The following is an 18,116-nucleotide window of genomic DNA, read 5'->3' as shown; positions in this document are numbered from 1 at the left end:
CGCGACGTGGCCCTGAACGACCTGCCCCGGCGCGCCCGCAGCGCGTTCACCCGCTCGACACCCAGTTGGGCCCCCACCTGGGCGACACCATGGCGGAACCGCGCCCGCGCCGCCACGACCCGCGACGGGCCGAGCATCGCGGTGCTGGGCAATTGCCAGGCGCGGGGCATCGCCCGGGCCATGCGCCTGCTCGCGCCGAAGAGCCCGGTCCGCTACCTGCCCATGGGCTCGCTGAAGCGCGACCACGGCCACGTCGACGGCCTGATCCGGACCCTGCGCGCCCACGACCACGTCTTCTCGCAGGCCTTCCCGGCCGGGCTGATCCCGGGCGGCGACGCCGCCACTGTGCGGGCGGCCGACCCGCGGCTCAAGCTGTTCCCGTCGATCGTGTTCTCGGCCTTCCACCCGGACATGGTCTATGTCGGGCAGGCCTCGGACCTCGCCGCCCTCAAGCTGACGCCGTCGCCGCTCGGCCAGTACCACTCGGCGATCGTCCTCACCGCCCACCGGCTCGGCCTCGACGCCGGCCGCACCGCGACCCTGTTCCGCGAGGACGTGTTCGCCCGCCTGGGCTACCTCGACCACTGGGACCCGGCCGTGCGCGAGCTCGTCGGCGCGGCCGACGCCCTGGGTTTCGGGCTGGAGCGCGAGGTGACCCGCTGGGCGCGCCGCGGCGCCTTCATGCACCTGATGAACCATCCCAAGGTCCACGTCCTCGGCGACATCGCCCGGCGGCTGCTGCGGGAGAACGGGCTCACGCCCGAGCCCGTGGAGATCGAAGATTACCTCGGCGACGAGCTGGCCCAGGACGTGGTCTGGCCGATCTACCCGCCCATCGCCGAGCATTTCGGCCTGACCGGCTCGTACCTGTTCAAGACCAAGCCGCGGGGCGACGACTTCCCGGTGCTCTACGACCTCACGGGCTTCATCGCGGCGAGCTTCGCCCTCTACGACGCGATGCCCCCCGGGGATCTCGCCTGCCCGCGGGTCGAGGCGTGGCTCGCCGCGCCGGAGATCGTCGCGCTGTTCCGGGGCGGCTGAGGCCGCCCCCCCGGAGCCGAGGTGTCCAGCCGGGGCGTCCAGCCGGCCGAGCGCGCGCCGCCCGGGGTGGCTTCGCCGCGCGCGCGACGACGGTCCGGGTCGGAAGGATCCGTGACTCAGCCCGCCGCGCAGAGCCGGCTGTCGGCGCCGGCCTCGCCGAGGCCCTCGACCATCATCCGGACCAGGCGGTTGACCTCCTGCATCTGGAAGGGCTTGCGCAGGAACAGGCTGCCCGGCACGCCGCTGCGGCCGTGCGTGTCCGTCGAGGTGTAGACCACCGGCCGGTCCGGATGGATCGCCCGGAAGGCGTGGGCCACCGTCCAGCCGTCGATCAGCCCGGGCAGGTGGATGTCGGTGAACAGCCAGTCGATCGCGCCGCCCCGCTCGCGCAGGACGGTCAGCGCGGCCTCGCCCGTGGAGGCCTCGATCACCCGGATGCCGTGCGTCTCGCACAGGCTCGCGACGATCTCGAGGAGCAGGTAGCTGTCCTCGACGATGAGGACGCTCTGGGCGGGGCGCATGCGGGAGGTCCGGTGTTCGGCCCGCCGATAAGGGAGCGATAGGGTTGAGGATCTCTTAAAGCCCGGCGCGGACCCGTCACCGGGCGGAGGCCCGAGGCCTGTTGCAGCGCCGCAACCGGGGCGGCCGAAATGCCGCGTCGCGGCCCGCCGCCCCGCCGCCGCCGCATTCCGGGCGCGTCCCGGGTGTGTCAGCGCACGCCGTCGACCGGTGCGGACCGTCACCACGCCCCCGCGCCGCGCGGCGGAACCGTCGCTTAACCAACCCCGCCTACCAACGGCGCCAGGAATACGCGGACCCGCCTCGAAGACCAGCAGCCGGCCTTCGGCACCGCTCGAGGAGTTTTTCAGACCATGCCCCAGCGTTTCCGCGCCGCCGCCCTCGGCCTCGCGCTCGTCGCCGCCCTCGGCCTGGGCGCCTGCAGCAACGACAAGGACCTCGCCGACGCCTCCGCCTTCGGGGCGGGTGCCGCGACCCCCGGCAGCGCCCAGGACTTCGTCGTCAATATCGGCGACCGGGTCTTCTTCGAGTCGGATTCCACCGACCTGACGCCCACCGCGACCGCGACCCTCGACAAGCAGGCCGCGTGGCTGCAGCGCTACCCGCGCTACACCTTCATCATCGAGGGCCACGCCGACGAGCGCGGCACCCGCGAGTACAACTTCTCCCTCGGCGCCCGCCGGGCCCAGGCGGTGAACGACTACCTCGCCACCCGCGGCATCGCGGCGAGCCGGATGCGGACCGTGTCGTACGGCAAGGAGCGGCCGGTGGCGGTGTGCAACGACATCTCCTGCTGGTCGCAGAACCGCCGCGCGGTGATCGTCCTCGACCGCGGCGCCGGCGCGTAAGCCGCCGCGCGGCCGCGCTCCGGCGGCGGCTCTCGGCCGCCGCCTCCGATCGATGCTCTCGATCACACCTTCGGCCGCGCCGCAGTTTTGCCGCGGTGCGGCGCATCTGTTAGGGCCTCGCGCCGACACCGGACCGCAGCCGAACCATGCCCGCCCGCCTTCGCACCCGCCTCGCCCTCGCCACCGCCCTTGGTGCCGCGCTCCTCGGCCACCCGGCCGCCGCGCAGGACGCTTCGGAACTGGTGGTGCGCCTCGGCCGCATCGAGAACCAGTCCCGGATGATGGCGGGACAGATCGAGACCCTCCAGTACGAGAACCGCCAGCTCAAGGAGCAGCTGCGCAAGTTCCAGGAGGACGTCGAGTACCGACTGAACGAGGGCAAGGGCGGCAAGCCCTCGGCCGCCCCCGCGCCGTCGGGCCCCGTCAACGGCGGCAACCCGGGCGCCGGCCGCCCCGGCAAGCGCGGCGACGCCTTCGACCCGTCGCAGGCCCCCGGCGCCCCCGGCGCCCCGATGCAGCTCGGCAGCACGCAGCCCTCCGCGCCGCTGCCCCGCCGCGAGGCCGAGGAGGCCGCCGAGGCGGCGCCGCGGCCGCAGCGCCTGCCGCAGGGCGCGATCGGCGAGCCGAACGAGGAGGACGCGGAGGCCGGGACCTCCGGCTACGACGAGCCGGTGGACCTGCGGCCGCCGGCCCGGACCGGGGCGATCCCGGCGCGGCCCTCCGAGAGCGTGGCGGCGACCCGGACGGGCGATCCGGCCGCCGATTACGACGCCGCGGTCGAGCTGTACCGCGCCAAGCAGTACGAGCAGGCCGAGATGGGCCTGCGCCAGTTCATCCAGTCCCATCCCCGCGACAACCGCGTCGCCGGCGCGACCTACTGGCTCGGCGAGAGCTACCTCGCCCGCGGCCGCAACCGCGAGGCCGCCGAGCAGTTCCTGAAGGTCTCGACCGACTACGCCCGCTCCTCCCAGGCCCCCGACGCCATGCTGAAGCTCGGCGTCACGCTCAACGCGCTCGGCGCCCGCGAGCAGGCCTGCGCGACCCTGGCCGAGCTGGACCGGAAGTTCCCGAATGCCGGCAGCGGCGTCCGCCAGGGCGTCGCCCGCGAGCAGAAGCGCGCCCGCTGCGGCGCCTGAACGCCTCGGGCGATCTGAGCGACGCGGGCGACCCGGTCCTCGGCGCCCTCCGCCCCTGGCTCGACCCGGCCGCGCGCGGCGGGCGGGGCGTGCTCCTCGCCGTCTCGGGCGGTCCCGACTCGAGCGCCCTGATGCACGCCGCCGCGCGCCTGCGCGACGCGACCGGCGCGTCCCTGCGGGTCGCCACCGTGGATCACGGCCTGCGGCCGGAATCGGGCGCGGAGGCCGAGGCCGTCGGCCGCGCCGCCCGGGCGCTGGGCCTGCCCCACGCGATCCTGACCTGGGCGGGCGCGAAGCCCGGCACCGGCCTGCAGGACGCGGCCCGCAGGGCCCGCTACGCCCTGCTCGCCGCCCATGCCGAGGCGGTCGGCGCCGGTCTCGTGCTGACGGGCCACACGCGGGACGACCAGGCCGAGACGGTGCTGATCCGGCTCGCGGCCGGCAGCGGCCCCGCGGGGCTCGCCGGCATGCGCGCCGAGCGCGACCTCGGCCCCGGCCTCGCCCTCGGGCGCCCGTTCCTGCACCTGCCGAAGGCGAGCCTGGTGGCGTGGTGCGCGGCGCGCGGCGTCGCCTATGCGCGCGACCCCGCCAACGGCGATCCGCGCTTCGCCCGCGGCCGCCTGCGGGCGGCCTGGCCGGCCCTGGAGCGCGAGGGCCTGACCCGGGCGCGCCTCGCCCGGCTCGCCGAGCGGGCCGCCCGCGACGAGGCCGCGCTCCGGAGCGCGGCCGAGCAGGCCCTCGACGGGGCGCGGCGGTCCGGGCCGGAGACGGGCGCGGAGCTGCGCCTCGACGGGCGCGCCCTGGCGGTCCTGCCGGACGCCGTGGCCCTGCGCTGCCTCGATCTCGCCCTGGCCCGGGCCGGCGCGGCGCCGCGCCGCCTCGAGCGCCTCGAGACCCTCGTCCTCGAATCGCTCCTGCCGGCCCTGCGCCGCGGGGAGCCGGTCCGCCGCACCCTGGCGGGGTTCCTCGTCTCCGCCGACGCGGGCGGGACCGTGAGCCTCGCCCCGGCGCCGCCGCGCCGGCACGGGCCCGCAGGTGCTGCCCTCGCCGCAGGGTCCCCCGACTTACTTGGCAAGGGGGAGCCCCCCGCCTACATTGGCGAGGTGTGCACGGATGGACCGGAATAGCCGCGTGGCAGGTCCGTCCTGGGGGTCGCACACGCCAGGGATTGATCGATGAACCCGAATTTTCGCAACTTTGCCTTGTGGGTCGTCATCTTCCTGCTGGTGCTGGCTCTCGTCACCCTGTTCCAGAACCCGGGGCACCGGGGCGGCGGCAGCGAGATCGCCTACAGCCAGCTCCTGAACGACGCCGATGCCGGCAAGATCCAGTCGGTGGTGATCTCCGGGCAGGACGTGTCCGGCACCTACGTCGGCGGCGGCAACTTCACGAGCTACGCGCCCAACGACCCGAGCCTGGTCTCCAAGCTCCAGGGCAAGGGCGTGCAGATCACGGCCCGCCCGCCGTCCGACAACACCCCCTGGTTCATCCAGCTGCTCGTGAGCTGGCTGCCGATCCTCGTCTTCATCGGTGCCTGGATCTTCCTCTCGCGCCAGATGCAGTCCGGCGCCGGCCGCGCCATGGGCTTCGGCAAGTCGAAGGCGAAGCTCCTGAACGAGGCCCACGGCCGCGTCAGCTTCGACGACGTCGCCGGCGTGGAAGAGGCGAAGGAAGATCTCCAGGAGATCGTCGAGTTCCTGCGCGACCCGCAGAAGTTCCAGCGGCTCGGCGGCCGGATCCCGCGCGGCGTGCTGCTCGTCGGCCCGCCCGGCACCGGTAAGACCCTGATCGCCCGGGCGGTCGCGGGCGAGGCCAACGTGCCGTTCTTCACGATCTCGGGCTCGGACTTCGTCGAGATGTTCGTGGGCGTCGGCGCGAGCCGCGTGCGCGACATGTTCGAGCAGGCCAAGAAGAACGCGCCCTGCATCATCTTCATCGACGAGATCGACGCGGTCGGCCGCCACCGCGGCGCCGGCCTCGGCGGCGGCAACGACGAGCGCGAGCAGACCCTCAACCAGCTCCTCGTGGAGATGGACGGCTTCGAGGCCAACGAGGGCGTGATCATCATCGCGGCGACCAACCGCCCCGACGTGCTCGACCCGGCCCTGCTGCGTCCCGGCCGCTTCGACCGCCAGATCATGGTGCCGAACCCAGACGTCACCGGCCGCGAGCGCATCCTGCGGGTCCACGTCCGCAAGGTGCCGCTGGCCCCCGACGTCGACCTGAAGACCATCGCGCGCGGCACCCCGGGCTTCTCGGGCGCCGACCTGATGAACCTCGTGAACGAGTCCGCGCTGCTGGCCGCCCGCCGCGGCAAGCGCATCGTGACGATGCACGAGTTCGAGGACGCCAAGGACAAGGTGATGATGGGCGCCGAGCGGCGCACCCTGGTGATGACCGAGGACGAGAAGCGGCTCACCGCCTACCACGAGGGCGGTCACGCCATCGTGGCGCTGAACGTCCCGGCCACCGACCCGGTGCACAAGGCGACGATCATTCCCCGCGGCCGGGCGCTCGGCATGGTCATGCAGCTGCCCGAGCGCGACAAGCTCTCCATGAGCTTCGAGCAGATGACCTCGCGGCTGGCGATCATGATGGGCGGCCGCATCGCCGAGGAGATGATCTTCGGGCGCGAGAAGGTGACCTCGGGCGCGCAGTCGGACATCGAGCAGGCGACGCGTCTCGCCAAGATGATGGTGACACGCTGGGGCTTCAGCCCCGAGCTCGGCACCGTCGCGTACGGCGACAACAACGACGAGGTCTTCCTCGGCATGTCGATGGGCCGGCAGCAGTCGGTCTCCGAGTCGACCGCCCAGAAGATCGACGCCGAGGTCCGCCGCCTCGTGGAGACCGGCCTGGAAGAGGCGCGCCGTATCCTGGCCGAGCACAAGGACGACCTGGAGGCCCTCGCGCAGGGGCTCCTCGAGTACGAGACCCTCTCGGGCGAGGAGATCCGCAACCTGCTCAAGGGCCAGCCCCCGATCCGCGACGGCGGCGACGTGCCGCCGACCCCGGCCCGGGGCTCCTCGGTCCCCTCGGCGGGCCGCGGCCGGCCGAAGGAGAGCGACGGCGGCCTGGAGCCGCAGCCGCAGGCCTGAGACTGCGCGGTCGGATGAGCGAGGAGGGCGCCGCGAGGCGCCCTTTTTCGTGCCGGACCGGGATTTCACCCGGATCGGGCGCCGGTTTCCTCTCCCGTGCGGGGGAGGGACGGCGTGAGGGATCAGGCCGGCCCGAGGGTGGCTCGACGCGGGCGCGCGGCAACGGTCCGCCCGATCCGGGGCCGTCGTATCCCTCACCCCAACCCTCGCCCGAACGGGACAGGGGGCGCGTCGGGCCTCTCATCCGCGTCGGCGTTCGACCGCGACGCGTGACCATCCTCGCATCGCCCCTGACAAACGGGCCCTCCTGTCGGCAGATCGACGTCGTCAGCTTGGCCAAAGGCTCGGCGGCGTCTGCCGAATCGGAAACACAGGACCGTTCCACAGGCCGTAGCCAGATCCCGATGCCGGTCTCGACCTATCTCGTCGTCGCCCTCGGCGCCGTCGTCGCCGGCTTCGTGCAGGGCCTGTCGGGCTTCGCCTTCGGGCTCACGGCCCTGTCGATCTGGGCCTGGGTGATCGACCCGCAGCTCGCCGCCGTGCTGGCCGTCTCCGGTGCCTTCACGGGCCAGGTCATCGCCGCGGTCTCGGTCCGGCGCGGGTTCGAGCCCGGGCGCCTCGCGCCCTTCATCCTCGGCGGCCTCGCCGGCATCCCCCTCGGCGTCCTCCTGCTGCCGCGGCTCGACGCCGACTGGTTCAAGATGCTCCTCGGCCTCCTGCTGGTGGTCTGGTGCCCGACCATGCTCCTCGCCCGGAACCTGCCGCGGATCACGGCCGGCGGCCGGCTCGCCGACGCCGCGGTGGGTCTCGGCGGCGGGATGATGGGCGGGCTCGGCGGCTTCACGGGCGTGCTGCCGACCCTCTGGTGCACCCTGCGCCGCTACGAGCGCGACGTGCAGCGCTCGGTGATCCAGAACTTCAACCTCGCGATGCTCAGCGTGACCCTGGCGACCTACCTCGCCGCGGGGCTCGTCACCCGGGCGACGCTGCCGATGCTGGCGGTGATCCTGCCGGCGATGCTGGTCCCGACGCTGCTCGGCACCCGGATCTATCTCGGCATCGGCGAGGTCGCCTTCCGCCGGCTCGTGCTCGGCCTGCTGACCGTCTCGGGCCTCGCGCTGGTCTCGGCCTCGGCGCCGCGGCTCCTGCAGCGTGCCGGGCGCCCCATTTCGACCGCCTTTGTCGGGGAGCACCCCGTTGACTCTGCCGGCCGCTGAGCCGCCGGCGGGCGCGATAACCTGCTAAGCTGTGCCCGGTCCGCGAGACCGGGCGCCGGAGACGTGATGGTGCGCAAGTATTTCGGAACCGACGGCATCCGGGGCCGGGCCAACGGCGTGATCACGCCGGAACTCGCCCTCAAGGTCGGTCAGGCCGCCGGCCTCGTGTTCCAGCGCGGCGACCACCGCCACCGGGTGGTGATCGGCAAGGACACCCGCCTCTCCGGCTACATGATCGAGACCGCGCTCGTCGCCGGCTTCACCTCGGTCGGCATGGACGTGCTGCTGCTCGGGCCGGTGCCGACGCCGGCCGTGGCGATGCTGACCCGCTCCATGCGGGCCGATCTCGGCGTGATGATCTCGGCCTCGCACAACCCGTTCGAGGACAACGGCATCAAGCTGTTCGGGCCCGACGGCTTCAAGCTGAACGACGCGATCGAGCACGAGATCGAGGGGCTGATCGACGCCGACATGCACAAGCGTCTCTCCGGCTCGAACGACCTCGGCCGGGCCAAGCGCATCGAGAGCGTGCACGCCCGCTACATCGAGTTCGCCAAGCGCACGCTGCCGCGGCAGGTGACCCTGGACGGGCTGCGGGTCGTGGTCGACTGCGCCAACGGCGCGGCCTACCGGGTCGCCCCCGAGACCCTGTGGGAACTCGGCGCCGAGGTGATCGCCATCGGGACCGAGCCGGACGGGTTCAACATCAACCGGGATGTCGGCTCGACCGCGCCCGCGGCCCTGATCGACATGGTGCGCGAGCGCCGGGCCGATATCGGCATCGCGCTGGACGGCGACGCCGACCGGGTGCTGATCGTGGACGAGAAGGGCCAGGTGGTCGACGGCGACCAGCTCATGGCCGTCGTGGCGCGCTCCTGGAAGGAGGACGAGCGCCTGACGCAGCCGGGCGTGGTGGCGACGATCATGTCGAATCTCGGCCTGGAGCGCTTCCTCGGCGGCCTCGGCCTGAGCCTGGCCCGCACGGCGGTGGGGGACCGCTACGTCTTGGAGCACATGCGGGCGCACGGCTACAATCTCGGCGGCGAGCAGTCCGGCCACATCATCATGTCGGACTACACGACCACCGGCGACGGCCTCGTGGCCGCCCTGCAGCTCCTGAGCGTGGTGCAGCGGCAGAACCGGCCCGTGAGCGAGGTCTGCCACTGCTTCGACCCGCTGCCGCAGATCCTCAAGAACGTCCGCTACCGGAGCGGCGAGCCCCTGCGCGAGGACAGCGTGGTCAGCGCCATCGAGCACGCCCGCGAGCGGCTCGGCAATGCCGGCCGCCTCGTGATCCGCCCGTCGGGCACCGAGCCGGTGATCCGCGTCATGGCCGAGGGCGACGACCGCGGCCTCGTCAACGCGGTGGTCGACGAGGTGGTCGACGCCGTCACCCGCGCGGCGGCCTGAGGCCGGAGCCTCGGAGCGGCCCGGCCCGCAATCCCGGCTCCGCCCCCGGGGGGCCGGGCGCGCCGCATCGGGGCGGGATCGGTCCAGGTCAGCCTAGGTCGGCGTAGGCGGCGCGCAGCTCCGCGGGTGCGGTCGTCCGCCACGCCCCCAGCAGCGCCGCCCGCAGGGTCTCTTCCGGGCAGAGGTCGAGGTCGAGATTGGTCCAGCCCCGCCGCCCCCAGGCGCCGTCGAGCGGCGCGAACAGGTCCGGCTCGGCCTCGCACAGGGCGGCCTGATCGGCGGGCGCGAGGCGCAGCACCACCCGCGCCTCCTCGACCCAGAGGGTCGCGAAGACCCGGCCGCCGACCCGGAAATCCGGGTTGCCGCTGTGGGCGCCCGCCACCGCCTCGGGCAGCATCAGCGCCAGGATGCGCACGTCGTCGGGCCCCATGCGGATCGCTCAACTCCCGCGCGGCCCGGGCGGCCGGGCGACGCCGATCGGGTCGCCCACGCGGCCCTTCCCCGACAGATGAACTGCGCCGACCCGGCGGCGCGACGCGGCGGAAACAAGCAAGTCTCGCCCGGTTACCCGTTTCGACAGCTCGGCAACGGATGCGCAAGGCTAACATTTAACGTTAAGCCGGATTTAAGACGTTCCTTCCATCCTGCCCTCGTACCCCGGGACCGCGCGCCGCGCGTCCGGCTCACGAGTCCAGTGAAGGAATCTCCATGGCCCGCTCCAAGCTGAACGCTTTGGTGCGTAGCCTGACGCTCGCGGCGAGCGTCGGCGCGCCCTGCCTCGCCGCGGCCGCGGATCTGATGCTCCCGCCGCCCCCGCCTCCGCCGCCCCCGCCGATCGAGGTCGGCGGCGGCTGGTACCTGCGCGGCGACGTGGGCGCCAGCATCTACACCCGTCCGCGCTACAGCGACGCCTACGACTACACCGGCTACGCCGAGTCCAACCGCGCCTTCGGCAACGCGGTCGGCGGCGGCGGTTTCGCGGGCGTCGGCGTCGGCTACCAGTTCACCCCGTTCCTGCGCGGCGACATCACCGGTGAGTACCGCTACTCCACCGGCCTGCGCGGCAGCGAGTACTACAAGGGTCCGGATTTCGATAACGGGCTCGGGTCGTACGGCGTGAACAAGTCGAGCGGCAACTTCGACTCCGCGGTGGTTCTGGCCAACGCGTATTTCGACCTCGGCACGTGGTACGGGATCACGCCGTTCATCGGCGGCGGCGTCGGCTACGCGTTCAACCACGTCTCGAGCTACTCGACCAACCAGCAGTTCACCAGCCCGACCTACGGCTACGATTACGCGAACCCGATCTACGGCTGCGGCTGCGGACAACCCTCCTACAACTACGCGCCGGTCTACGACGCGAACGGCAACGCGGTCTACAACACCAACAGCGGCAGCAAGTTCTACAAGGACAAGACCAGCGGCAGCCTCGCCTGGGCGCTCCACGCCGGTCTCGCCTACAACGTGACCGACGCGCTGAAGATCGAGCTGGCCTACCGCTACCTGAACCTCGGCAAGGCCGAGACCGGCCCGGGCTTCGTCCCGTGCTGCACCGGCAGCCTCCAGGCGATCAAGATCAAGGACATCGAGGCGCACGACGTGAAGATCGGCCTGCGCTACTACCTCGGCGGCGTCGTGGCGGCCCCGCTGCCGCCGCTGATGCCGGAGCCGGTCCCCGGCCCGCTGGTGCGCAAGTACTGATCGCACCTCGACCGCGATCCCACTGACAGGCGAAACGGCGCGGAGGGTCTCCGCGCCGTTTCGCGTTTCGGCGCCCCGTCGCGACCGGGTCTGTTCTCGGCCGGTCCTCGGCCGGTTTTGGCCAGCCCAATACGCGCCGGGACTGGCATCCCCGGATCGGGACTGACCTGTCGCAGTCGAGCAACGGAGAATTAAGGTTACCGGCATATCACCGTGTCGAGGCTCGATCCGCCATCCGTCTCTTTCCGTCCCAGGACGATCCCGATGCGTACCGTCACCTTCCCGCTGCTGGCGGTTCTCGGTCTCTGCGGCGTGAACACCGCGCGCGCCGCCGATCTGGACTACGATTACCTGCGCGGCGCGGATTACGACCCGGTCCCGGCCCCGGTGGTCGACTGGAGCGGCGTGTATGTCGGCGGCCACGGCGGCTTCACCTCGGGCGGCCTGTCGCAGCGCAACGCGATGCAGTCCACGCTGGCGAATTACTTCGCTTACAGCACCGTGGAATCCGAGTTCAGCGTCTCGAAAATGCTGTCGCTCCCCGGCACGCGGACGCGCGGGGCCAGCTTCGGTGCCTTCGCGGGCTTCAATGTGCAGTTCGACGGGATCGTCCTCGGCATCGAGGCCGACTACACGCACACGGACCAGAACAGCTGGTCGACCAACGGCATCAACCGGATCATGACGACCGCCGCCGGCAACTCCGAGTCGGTGAACCTGTTCGGCACGTCGAACACGCGGATCGAGGATTACGGCACCATCCGGGGCCGCGCCGGCTACGCGTTCGGCAACCTGCTCCCCTACGTCACCGCCGGTGCCGCGATCGGCCGCGTCACGATCAACGATACCGTATCGGTCCAGAATTACGGCTACAGCGCCACCACCTACGCGGCGAACCAGGCCCTGACCACCGGGCAGCCCGCGGCGGTCTACCAGCACGGCTACGCGAGCTTCAATCCGAACTTCCCGCTCAACAACTCGACGCCGGCCGGACAGGGCGCCCAGACCGTCCCGTACGCGCCGACGCCGCTGACCGCGAATGCCCGGACCAAGACCATCGGCGGCGTCGCCCTCGGCTTCGGCCTGGAATACGCCATCACGCCCAATATCCTTGTGCGCGGCGAGTACCAGTACGTGCGGTTCCAGGACTTCAACGGCCACAACGCCCAGTTGAACACCGTCCGGGGTGGCGCGGCCGTCAAGTTCTGACCCTTCCTCCCGCGCCGGCCGGATCCTGACCATGATTGACCGTCTCTCGAGGCTGTGGCCCCTGACGTCGCGCGCCGCGCTGCTCGCCGGTCTCGTGCTCGTCCACGGACCGGCCTTCGCGGAGCGCCGCGAGGCGCATCACCCGATGCGCCGGACCGTGCGGGTGCGCCCGCTGCCCGCCGTTCCCCCGCCCGTCCTGGTACGGGATTACCTGCCGCGCAATCTCAACGTCCCGATGTACAACGAGCCGCCCCGCCGCGCGCCGGCCTGGTGACGCCTCCGCGCCGCCCTCAGTTCTCCAGCTCGCTGTCCCAGTAGAGGTAGTCGAGCCAGGTGTGATGGTACTGGCGGTGGTCGAACTCGGGCTGCCGGTGGTGCAGCTCGTAGCGCGTCGGCCGCCGGGGCTCGGTCATCAGCGGCATGTCCGCCTCGTCCGGCGTGCGGTTGGCCTTGCGCAGGTTGCAGGGCGAGCAGGCCGCCACGACGTTCTCCCAGCTCGACAAACCGCCCCGGGAGCGCGGCACCACGTGGTCGAAGGTCAGGCCGCCCGAGGGCAGCCGCAGGCCGCAATACTGGCAGCTGAAACCGTCGCGCAGGTAGATGTTGTAGCGGGTGAAGGCCGGGCTGCGGGCCAGCGCCACGTAGTTCTTCAGCGCCACCACGCTCGGCACCCGCAGGGCGCGGGAGGGCGAGCGCGCCTCGACGTCGTAGCTCGCCACCAGGGTGACGCGGTCGAGGAACAGGGCCGTGAAGGCGTCCTTCCACGACCAGAGGGAGAGCGGATTGTACGAGAGCGGCCGATAATCCGCGTTGAGGACGAGGGTTTGGAGATCCATCATCGGCGCGACTCTTCGGACTAGCTCTAGCGCGTGAGACGCGCGGGACCATGCCGCCGCCCCGCCGGCCCGTCCGAACCGGCCCGGGGCCGATGCAGGACGAGCCGGCGCGCGGAGCGACGGCTTGACGGGAGAGACGGAGGGAACAACAGGGCGACGGGCCGGCGCGCGGGGGCGCCGGTCGATGCGGTAGCATCCGGAACGCGGCCGGGCCGGGCCGGCATCGCCACCGGCCGCGCCCTTTCGCGTAGCAACGAAAAGGCCCTGTCCATCAGGTGTTCATCTAATCCCAGCGTGACACCCTTGTGAAGCTTTTCCGGATGAGCCCCGGGGACGCACCCACAGCGGGCTCGCAGAGACGGGACCCGGTCCGGGGTGGGCAGGGGCACGGTTTCGCCCTATTGCTCGCCCAGAGCGCCCGGCCGCCAGGAGGCCCGCCCGGTCCCCGATCGCCGCCGATTCGCCGATGCCGGACTCCGGCCGGCCGCCGCGCGCCCGACGAGAGGTTGCTCATGCATCGTATCCCAGCGCGGACCCGGAAGCCGGAGGGCGCCCCGCGCCCGTCCCGCGCCCTCGCCCTGCTCGCCGCGCTGGTGTTCGCAACCCCGGCGGCCCTGGCCCTGCCGGCCTTCGCGCAGGATCCGGCGCCCGCCGCCAAGTCCGCCGATCAGAAACCCGCGGATCACAAGTCTGCGGACACCAAGGCCGCCGACACCAAGGCCGCGCCCGAGGCCAAGCCCGCGGACGGCAAGGCACCCGACGCGCAGGCGACCGGCGCGAGACCGGCCGACGCGAAGCCCGCGCCCCCGCCGGCCGCGAAGGCCGAGGTTCCCGAGCAGTTCAAGAAGGTCCGGGCCAAGCTCGACGCCGCCAAGGCCGAGCTCGACGCCCGCGAGAAGCAGCTCGGCCACGCGGAGCTGACGGTCGTCGACCTCAACGCCATCCGCGACAGCGCCGTCACGGTCACCGACGAGATCCGCACCCTGGTCACCCGGCTCGACGCGCCGCTGGAGGCCGCGCGCGAGCGCCTGGCCCAGCTCGGGCCGAAGCCGAAGGACACCCAGGAGAGCGCCGACGTCGCCGCGGAGCGCGCCGAGCGCGAGGCCGCCGTCACCCGCATCGACGAGACCCAGCGCCTCGCCCGCTCCCTGGTGGTGCAGGGTGACCAGATCGTCGACCGGGTCTCGAACCGCCGCCGCGAATCCTTCACCCGCGACCTGCTCCAGCGCTCCCAGCCGCTGGTCGGCCCCGGTCTCTGGACCAAGGTGATGGGCGACGTGCCCCGGGACACGCGCGCCCTGCAGAGCGCCGTGTCGGATATCGGGCTGCTGTTCTCCCGCAACGGCAGCCTCGCCAACCTGCTGTTCCTGGGCCTCGCCTTCGGGATCTCGGTGGCGCTGTATTTCGGCCGGCGCAACATCGCCCCCAAGGGCGCCCGCCGGGACGCCACCAAGACCGATCCGTCGCGGCGCGCCGTGATGCTCGCCGCCTGGCGGGTGATCCTGCTCGGCACGGTGCCGGCCGTGGCCGGGTCCTACGCGGTCTACTACGCCCTCGATTCCACCAACCTGCTGCCGTCCCGGCTCCTGCCGGTCGCCGCCGCGATCCTCGGCGGCCTCGCCTTCATCGCCTTCGTGGAGGCCCTCTGCGACGGGCTGCTCAGCCCCGAGAAGCCGGCCTGGCGGCCCGCCCCGGTGAGCGACGCGGCGGCCACGCGCCTGACCCGGCTCGCCGTCGGCATCGCCACGGTGATCACCGTGGTGAAGTCCGTCGAGGCGCTGAACTCCGGGATCTCGGCGGCCCTGCCGATCTCCATCGCCACGCGGGGCATCGGCGCGGTCGCCACCGCGCTGATCCTCGCGGTCGGCCTCCACCGCTTCGCCGACACCGAGCAGGAGGAGGAGGCCTGCTTCGGCCCCTACGTGCCGACCAAGACCACGACGGGCATCGGCGGGCCGGCCCGGCTCCTGGGCTGGGCCGCGGTGGCGCTGATCGGGCTCGGCGCGCTGGTCGGCTACGTGGCCTTCGCGGCCTTCCTGATCGACCAGCTGATCTGGGACGCGGCCGTCCTCGTGCTGCTCTACCTGCTGGTCCAGAGCGTCGACATCTTCGTCGGCCGCGCGCTCAGCGACGAGACGCGGCTCGCCACCACGCTCCAGGCCAATACCGGCCTGCGCAAGCGCTCGCTCAACCAGATCTCGGTCCTGACGACGGGCGCGACCCGGCTCGTCCTGTTCCTGGCGGCCGCGGTCCTCGTGCTGGCGCCCTGGGGGCTCGATTCCACCGACATCGTCTCGTCGGTCCGGCAGGCCTTCTTCGGCTTCAAGGTCGGCGACGTCACGATCTCGCTCTCCAGCATCGCCTTCGGGATCGGCATCCTGGTGGTCGGCGTGTTCATCACCCGCGGGGTGCAGCGCTGGCTCGAGAACACCTACCTGCCGGCCACCGACCTCGACGCCGGCCTGCGCAACTCGATCACCACGGTGGCGGGCTATTGCGGCTTCCTGATCGCGCTGGCGCTCGCCTTCTCGTATCTCGGCCTGAGCCTGGAGAAGCTCACCATCGTGGCCGGCGCCCTGTCGGTCGGTATCGGTTTCGGCCTCCAGTCGATCGTCAACAACTTCGTCTCCGGCCTGCTGCTCCTGTGGGAGCGCCCGATCCGGGTCGGCGACCAGGTGGTGATCGGCGATTCCGAGGGTATCGTGAAGCGGATCTCGGTCCGCTCGACCGAGATCCAGACCTTCGACCGCTCGGCCGTGATCGTGCCGAACTCGAACCTGATCTCCGGCGTGGTCAAGAACCGGGTGCGGGGAGACCGGACCGGGCGCGTCAGCATCACGGTCAGCGTCCTGCGCAACCAGGATCCGGTGCGCGCCGCCGAGATGATCACGGCCTGCGCGCAGGGCCATGCCGACGTCCTGAAGGAGCCGCCGCCCCGGGTGGTGTTCAAGAAGATCGGCGACCCGTTCCTGGAATTCGAGCTCCTCGTCTGGATCGTGGACGTGAGCCTCGGCCAGAAGGTGGTGACCGACCTGAACTTCTCGGTGTTCGCGACCCTGTCGGAGGCGGGCTTCATCCCGCCGCTCGGGCCCGGCTCCAGCATCGTCACCGTGCAGGGCCTCGACACGATGCAGAGCGCCATGGGCGAGATCGCCAGCCGCTTCATCCAGCCGGCCGCGCTCCCCGAGGGTGGCGAATCAGCCCGGCCCCCGCGCGACCGCGGTCTGCGCAGCGCCGGCGCCTGACCGGCCGCCGCCGCGGGCGATCCGGACGGTGTTCCCGCCAGCGTCCTTGGCGGCGTAGAGCGCCGCGTCCGCCCGCCCGAACAGCCGGGCGGGGCCGCCGCCCGCGGCCGTCCCCGCGGCCGTCCCCACGGCGATCCCCACGGAGGCGCCGATCCGCAGCCCGTGGCCGCGATACGGGACCGGTCGGCTCAAGGCGGCCACGATCCGCCGTCCGCGCTCGACCAGCCCGGACGGGTCGACGGGCGCCCGCAGGAGCACGGCGAACTCGTCGCCGCCGATGCGGGCCACGAGGGTCGCGTCCCGGCAGACGGCCGCCAGCCGCGCGGCCGCGCGCCTGAGGCACAGGTCGCCGGCCGCGTGGCCGTGGATGTCGTTGACCGGCTTGAACCCGTCGAGGTCGATCAGCAGCAGGGCGCCGAGCGGCTCCGGACCGGAGCCGGCCGTCCCGGTCCGGAACTGTGCCGCGCACTGCGCCGCGAACTGCGCGTCGAAGCCGCGGCGGTTCGCCAGCCCGGTCAGCGGGTCGCACTCGGCGCGCCGGCTCAGCTCGGCCAGCCGGCCGATCTCCTCGGTGACGTCCTGCTTGGTTCCGAAGAGGCGGGTCGGGCGCCCGTCCTCGGACTCGACCGCGGCGCGGATCCGGATCCAGCGTCGCCGGCCTCCGGCCAGCACCTCGGCGTCGAGCGCGAAGGCGCCGCCCCGGGCGATCGCCCGGTGCCGGAGCGTCTCCAGCAGGCGCCGCGAGGCCGGCTCGTAGAGGTCCAGGATCCGGGGCCGATGCAGGGCCGCGCCTCGGGGAACGCCGAACAGGTCGTGGACGCCGCCGGACCAGTCGAGGGCACCGTCGTGCAGGCGGCAGGACCACAGGCCCATCCCGGCGTCCGCCAGGACCCGCTCCTGCCGCGCCAGCAGGCCGGCCTGCTGGCGGATGATCGCCCGCTGCAGGGCGCAGGCGGCCGCGGCCTCGGCGACCGCCTCGTCCGCGGCCGACGGGTCGGCGCGCCCGCGGACGGATCGGTCGCGGGGCGATTTCACCAGGGCCAGGGAACGCGCGGTCGTCATCGGTGTGCGGTTTTAGACCCAAGGCCTTTGAGGAAGCCCTAATCGTCCGATGCGCGGCCGCCCGGCAACGCCTATATGCCGCCCGGGCGGCAGGGCCGTCGCAGGGATGGGTAAGTCGTGACGAGACGCGATCGGGACGGTCGACATGCGGGGCGCGGGCTCGGCCGGATCAGGACCGGGGCCCGGATGATCGGCCCGGCCGCGCTGTCGGCGGCGCTGCTGGGCGGCTGTGCCGCCCAGCCGCCGAGCAGCGCGGCGCTGCCGAGCATCTACCTGCCGCTCGCCAGCAACAGCGCGCATGTCGACGTCGAGGCGGCCCGCGACATGATCTCGTCCTATCGCCGCAACCGCGGCGCGGCGCCGCTGACGGTTGATCCCGAGTTGCAGCGCCTCGCCGAGGCCGAGGCGGCCGCCATGGCGCTCGCCGACCGGCCGAGCCGGGCCCAGACCGTCAAGGCCGCCGTCGAGCGGCTCGGCTACGCGAACGTCAACGCCAACCTCTCGGCGGGCTACCACACCCTGGCCGAGGCCTTCTCGGGCTGGCGCGAGAGCCCGCCCCACGACGCCACCATGCTGGCGCCCGGGGCGACCCGGATGGGGATCGCCACCGCCTACGCGCCGGGCTCGAAGTACAAGGTCTACTGGGCGCTGCTCACCGCGAAGTAGCGGCGCCCCGCCGGCCGGCACGGAGGGGCATGGAGGGGCATGGAGGGGGCACCATCGGCTCGGTGTCGGCCTTGCCGGCGGCGGAGGCGAATCTGTCGTCCGGAAGGCCGGCCGCCGTCGATCATGAT

The 18,116-nt window shown here is 72.5% G+C and carries 16 protein-coding genes; 12 read left to right on the top strand and 4 right to left on the bottom strand.

Annotated features, from left to right (window positions below; translation table 11 throughout):
- Positions 1-6: 6 nt before the first annotated feature.
- Entirely contained in the window at positions 7-1,041 is a 1,035-nt protein-coding gene (locus ME121_RS14240) for a WcbI family polysaccharide biosynthesis putative acetyltransferase (protein ID WP_012321250.1), read from the top strand.
- 116 nt (positions 1,042-1,157) lie between these two features.
- Here the strand turns inward: ME121_RS14240 and ME121_RS14235 are convergent, their stop codons facing one another.
- Positions 1,158-1,562 (bottom strand): response regulator, encoded by a 405-nt coding sequence (locus ME121_RS14235; protein ID WP_012321251.1) that lies wholly within the window; start codon positions 1,560-1,562, stop codon positions 1,158-1,160.
- 351 nt (positions 1,563-1,913) lie between these two features.
- Between ME121_RS14235 and pal the strand changes: the two genes are divergently transcribed.
- The 6 genes from pal to glmM all read left to right on the top strand — a co-directional run bounded on the left by pal (position 1,914) and on the right by glmM (position 9,269).
- Complete coding sequence (gene pal, locus ME121_RS14230) at positions 1,914-2,408, top strand: peptidoglycan-associated lipoprotein Pal (protein ID WP_012321252.1); 495 nt, start codon at positions 1,914-1,916, stop codon at positions 2,406-2,408.
- 146 nt (positions 2,409-2,554) lie between these two features.
- Positions 2,555-3,544 carry a tol-pal system protein YbgF gene (gene ybgF / locus ME121_RS14225; protein WP_012321253.1) on the top strand — a complete coding sequence of 330 codons (990 nt, stop codon included), beginning with the start codon at positions 2,555-2,557 and terminating at the stop codon, positions 3,542-3,544.
- An 89-nt stretch (positions 3,545-3,633) separates the two neighbouring features.
- The gene (gene tilS / locus ME121_RS14220) at positions 3,634-4,671 is read left to right on the top strand and encodes a tRNA lysidine(34) synthetase TilS (RefSeq protein ID WP_059409033.1); all 1,038 of its coding nucleotides are present in this window, start codon (positions 3,634-3,636) and stop codon (positions 4,669-4,671) included.
- A gap of 48 nt (positions 4,672-4,719) precedes the next feature.
- Positions 4,720-6,642 carry an ATP-dependent zinc metalloprotease FtsH gene (gene ftsH / locus ME121_RS14215; RefSeq protein WP_012321255.1) on the top strand — a complete coding sequence of 641 codons (1,923 nt, stop codon included), beginning with the start codon at positions 4,720-4,722 and terminating at the stop codon, positions 6,640-6,642.
- Positions 6,643-7,046: 404 nt separating this feature from the next.
- Positions 7,047-7,859, top strand: a complete 813-nt coding sequence (locus ME121_RS14210) for a sulfite exporter TauE/SafE family protein (RefSeq protein WP_012321256.1) — start codon at positions 7,047-7,049, stop codon at positions 7,857-7,859.
- A 69-nt stretch (positions 7,860-7,928) separates the two neighbouring features.
- Positions 7,929-9,269, top strand: a complete 1,341-nt coding sequence (gene glmM / locus ME121_RS14205; protein WP_024828841.1) for a phosphoglucosamine mutase — start codon at positions 7,929-7,931, stop codon at positions 9,267-9,269.
- Positions 9,270-9,357: 88 nt separating this feature from the next.
- Here the strand turns inward: glmM and ME121_RS14200 are convergent, their stop codons facing one another.
- Complete coding sequence (locus ME121_RS14200) at positions 9,358-9,699, bottom strand: MmcQ/YjbR family DNA-binding protein (protein WP_012321258.1); 342 nt, start codon at positions 9,697-9,699, stop codon at positions 9,358-9,360.
- Positions 9,700-9,977: 278 nt separating this feature from the next.
- On the opposite strand from ME121_RS14200, the gene ME121_RS14195 reads away from it, so the two are divergent.
- The 3 genes from ME121_RS14195 to ME121_RS14185 all read left to right on the top strand — a co-directional run bounded on the left by ME121_RS14195 (position 9,978) and on the right by ME121_RS14185 (position 12,453).
- Positions 9,978-10,970: an outer membrane protein gene (locus ME121_RS14195; protein ID WP_012321259.1), complete on the top strand. Its 993-nt coding sequence runs from the start codon at positions 9,978-9,980 to the stop codon at positions 10,968-10,970.
- Positions 10,971-11,234: 264 nt separating this feature from the next.
- Entirely contained in the window at positions 11,235-12,179 is a 945-nt protein-coding gene (locus ME121_RS14190) for an outer membrane protein (protein ID WP_024828840.1), read from the top strand.
- 31 nt (positions 12,180-12,210) lie between these two features.
- Positions 12,211-12,453, top strand: coding sequence for a hypothetical protein (locus tag ME121_RS14185; RefSeq protein ID WP_029358663.1), 243 nt, complete (start codon positions 12,211-12,213; stop codon positions 12,451-12,453).
- A 16-nt stretch (positions 12,454-12,469) separates the two neighbouring features.
- Here ME121_RS14185 and ME121_RS14180 read toward each other — a convergent pair whose 3' ends face one another.
- Positions 12,470-13,018: an HNH endonuclease gene (locus tag ME121_RS14180; RefSeq protein ID WP_012321262.1), complete on the bottom strand. Its 549-nt coding sequence runs from the start codon at positions 13,016-13,018 to the stop codon at positions 12,470-12,472.
- A 509-nt stretch (positions 13,019-13,527) separates the two neighbouring features.
- Between ME121_RS14180 and ME121_RS14175 the strand changes: the two genes are divergently transcribed.
- On the top strand, positions 13,528-16,260 hold the full coding sequence (locus tag ME121_RS14175) for a DUF3772 domain-containing protein (RefSeq protein WP_059409032.1): 2,733 nt from the start codon (positions 13,528-13,530) through the stop codon (positions 16,258-16,260).
- Here the strand turns inward: ME121_RS14175 and ME121_RS14170 are convergent.
- Entirely contained in the window at positions 16,213-17,322 is a 1,110-nt protein-coding gene (locus ME121_RS14170) for a GGDEF domain-containing protein (RefSeq protein ID WP_012321264.1), read from the bottom strand. The genes ME121_RS14175 and ME121_RS14170 overlap by 48 nt on opposite strands.
- Positions 17,323-17,508: 186 nt before the next feature.
- Here ME121_RS14170 and ME121_RS14165 point away from each other — a divergent pair, with 186 nt between their 5' ends.
- Complete coding sequence (locus tag ME121_RS14165; protein WP_059409031.1) at positions 17,509-17,988, top strand: CAP domain-containing protein; 480 nt, start codon at positions 17,509-17,511, stop codon at positions 17,986-17,988.
- The last annotated feature ends 128 nt before the right edge of the window (positions 17,989-18,116 follow it).

This window comes from Methylobacterium sp. ME121 (assembly GCF_000974725.1).
Classification (GTDB): Bacteria; Pseudomonadota; Alphaproteobacteria; order Rhizobiales; family Beijerinckiaceae; genus Methylobacterium; species Methylobacterium radiotolerans.
The sequence above is the reverse complement of the archived record's forward strand: the minus strand, read 5'-3'. Positions and strand labels throughout refer to the sequence as shown.

What these genes read in the sequence shown, in the direction of transcription:
- ME121_RS14200 (WP_012321258.1), bottom strand. Translation starts at nt 9,699, where the DNA reads ATGGGGCCCGACGACGTGCGCATCCTGGCGCTGATGCTGCCCGAGGCG.
- ME121_RS14165 (WP_059409031.1), top strand. Translation starts at nt 17,509, where the DNA reads ATGATCGGCCCGGCCGCGCTGTCGGCGGCGCTGCTGGGCGGCTGTGCC.
- ftsH (WP_012321255.1), top strand. Translation starts at nt 4,720, where the DNA reads ATGAACCCGAATTTTCGCAACTTTGCCTTGTGGGTCGTCATCTTCCTG.
- ME121_RS14180 (WP_012321262.1), bottom strand. Translation starts at nt 13,018, where the DNA reads ATGATGGATCTCCAAACCCTCGTCCTCAACGCGGATTATCGGCCGCTC.
- ME121_RS14210 (WP_012321256.1), top strand. Translation starts at nt 7,047, where the DNA reads ATGCCGGTCTCGACCTATCTCGTCGTCGCCCTCGGCGCCGTCGTCGCC.
- ME121_RS14175 (WP_059409032.1), top strand. Translation starts at nt 13,528, where the DNA reads ATGCATCGTATCCCAGCGCGGACCCGGAAGCCGGAGGGCGCCCCGCGC.
- ME121_RS14195 (WP_012321259.1), top strand. Translation starts at nt 9,978, where the DNA reads ATGGCCCGCTCCAAGCTGAACGCTTTGGTGCGTAGCCTGACGCTCGCG.
- ybgF (WP_012321253.1), top strand. Translation starts at nt 2,555, where the DNA reads ATGCCCGCCCGCCTTCGCACCCGCCTCGCCCTCGCCACCGCCCTTGGT.
- ME121_RS14185 (WP_029358663.1), top strand. Translation starts at nt 12,211, where the DNA reads ATGATTGACCGTCTCTCGAGGCTGTGGCCCCTGACGTCGCGCGCCGCG.
- ME121_RS14235 (WP_012321251.1), bottom strand. Translation starts at nt 1,562, where the DNA reads ATGCGCCCCGCCCAGAGCGTCCTCATCGTCGAGGACAGCTACCTGCTC.
- ME121_RS14190 (WP_024828840.1), top strand. Translation starts at nt 11,235, where the DNA reads ATGCGTACCGTCACCTTCCCGCTGCTGGCGGTTCTCGGTCTCTGCGGC.
- ME121_RS14170 (WP_012321264.1), bottom strand. Translation starts at nt 17,322, where the DNA reads ATGACGACCGCGCGTTCCCTGGCCCTGGTGAAATCGCCCCGCGACCGA.
- pal (WP_012321252.1), top strand. Translation starts at nt 1,914, where the DNA reads ATGCCCCAGCGTTTCCGCGCCGCCGCCCTCGGCCTCGCGCTCGTCGCC.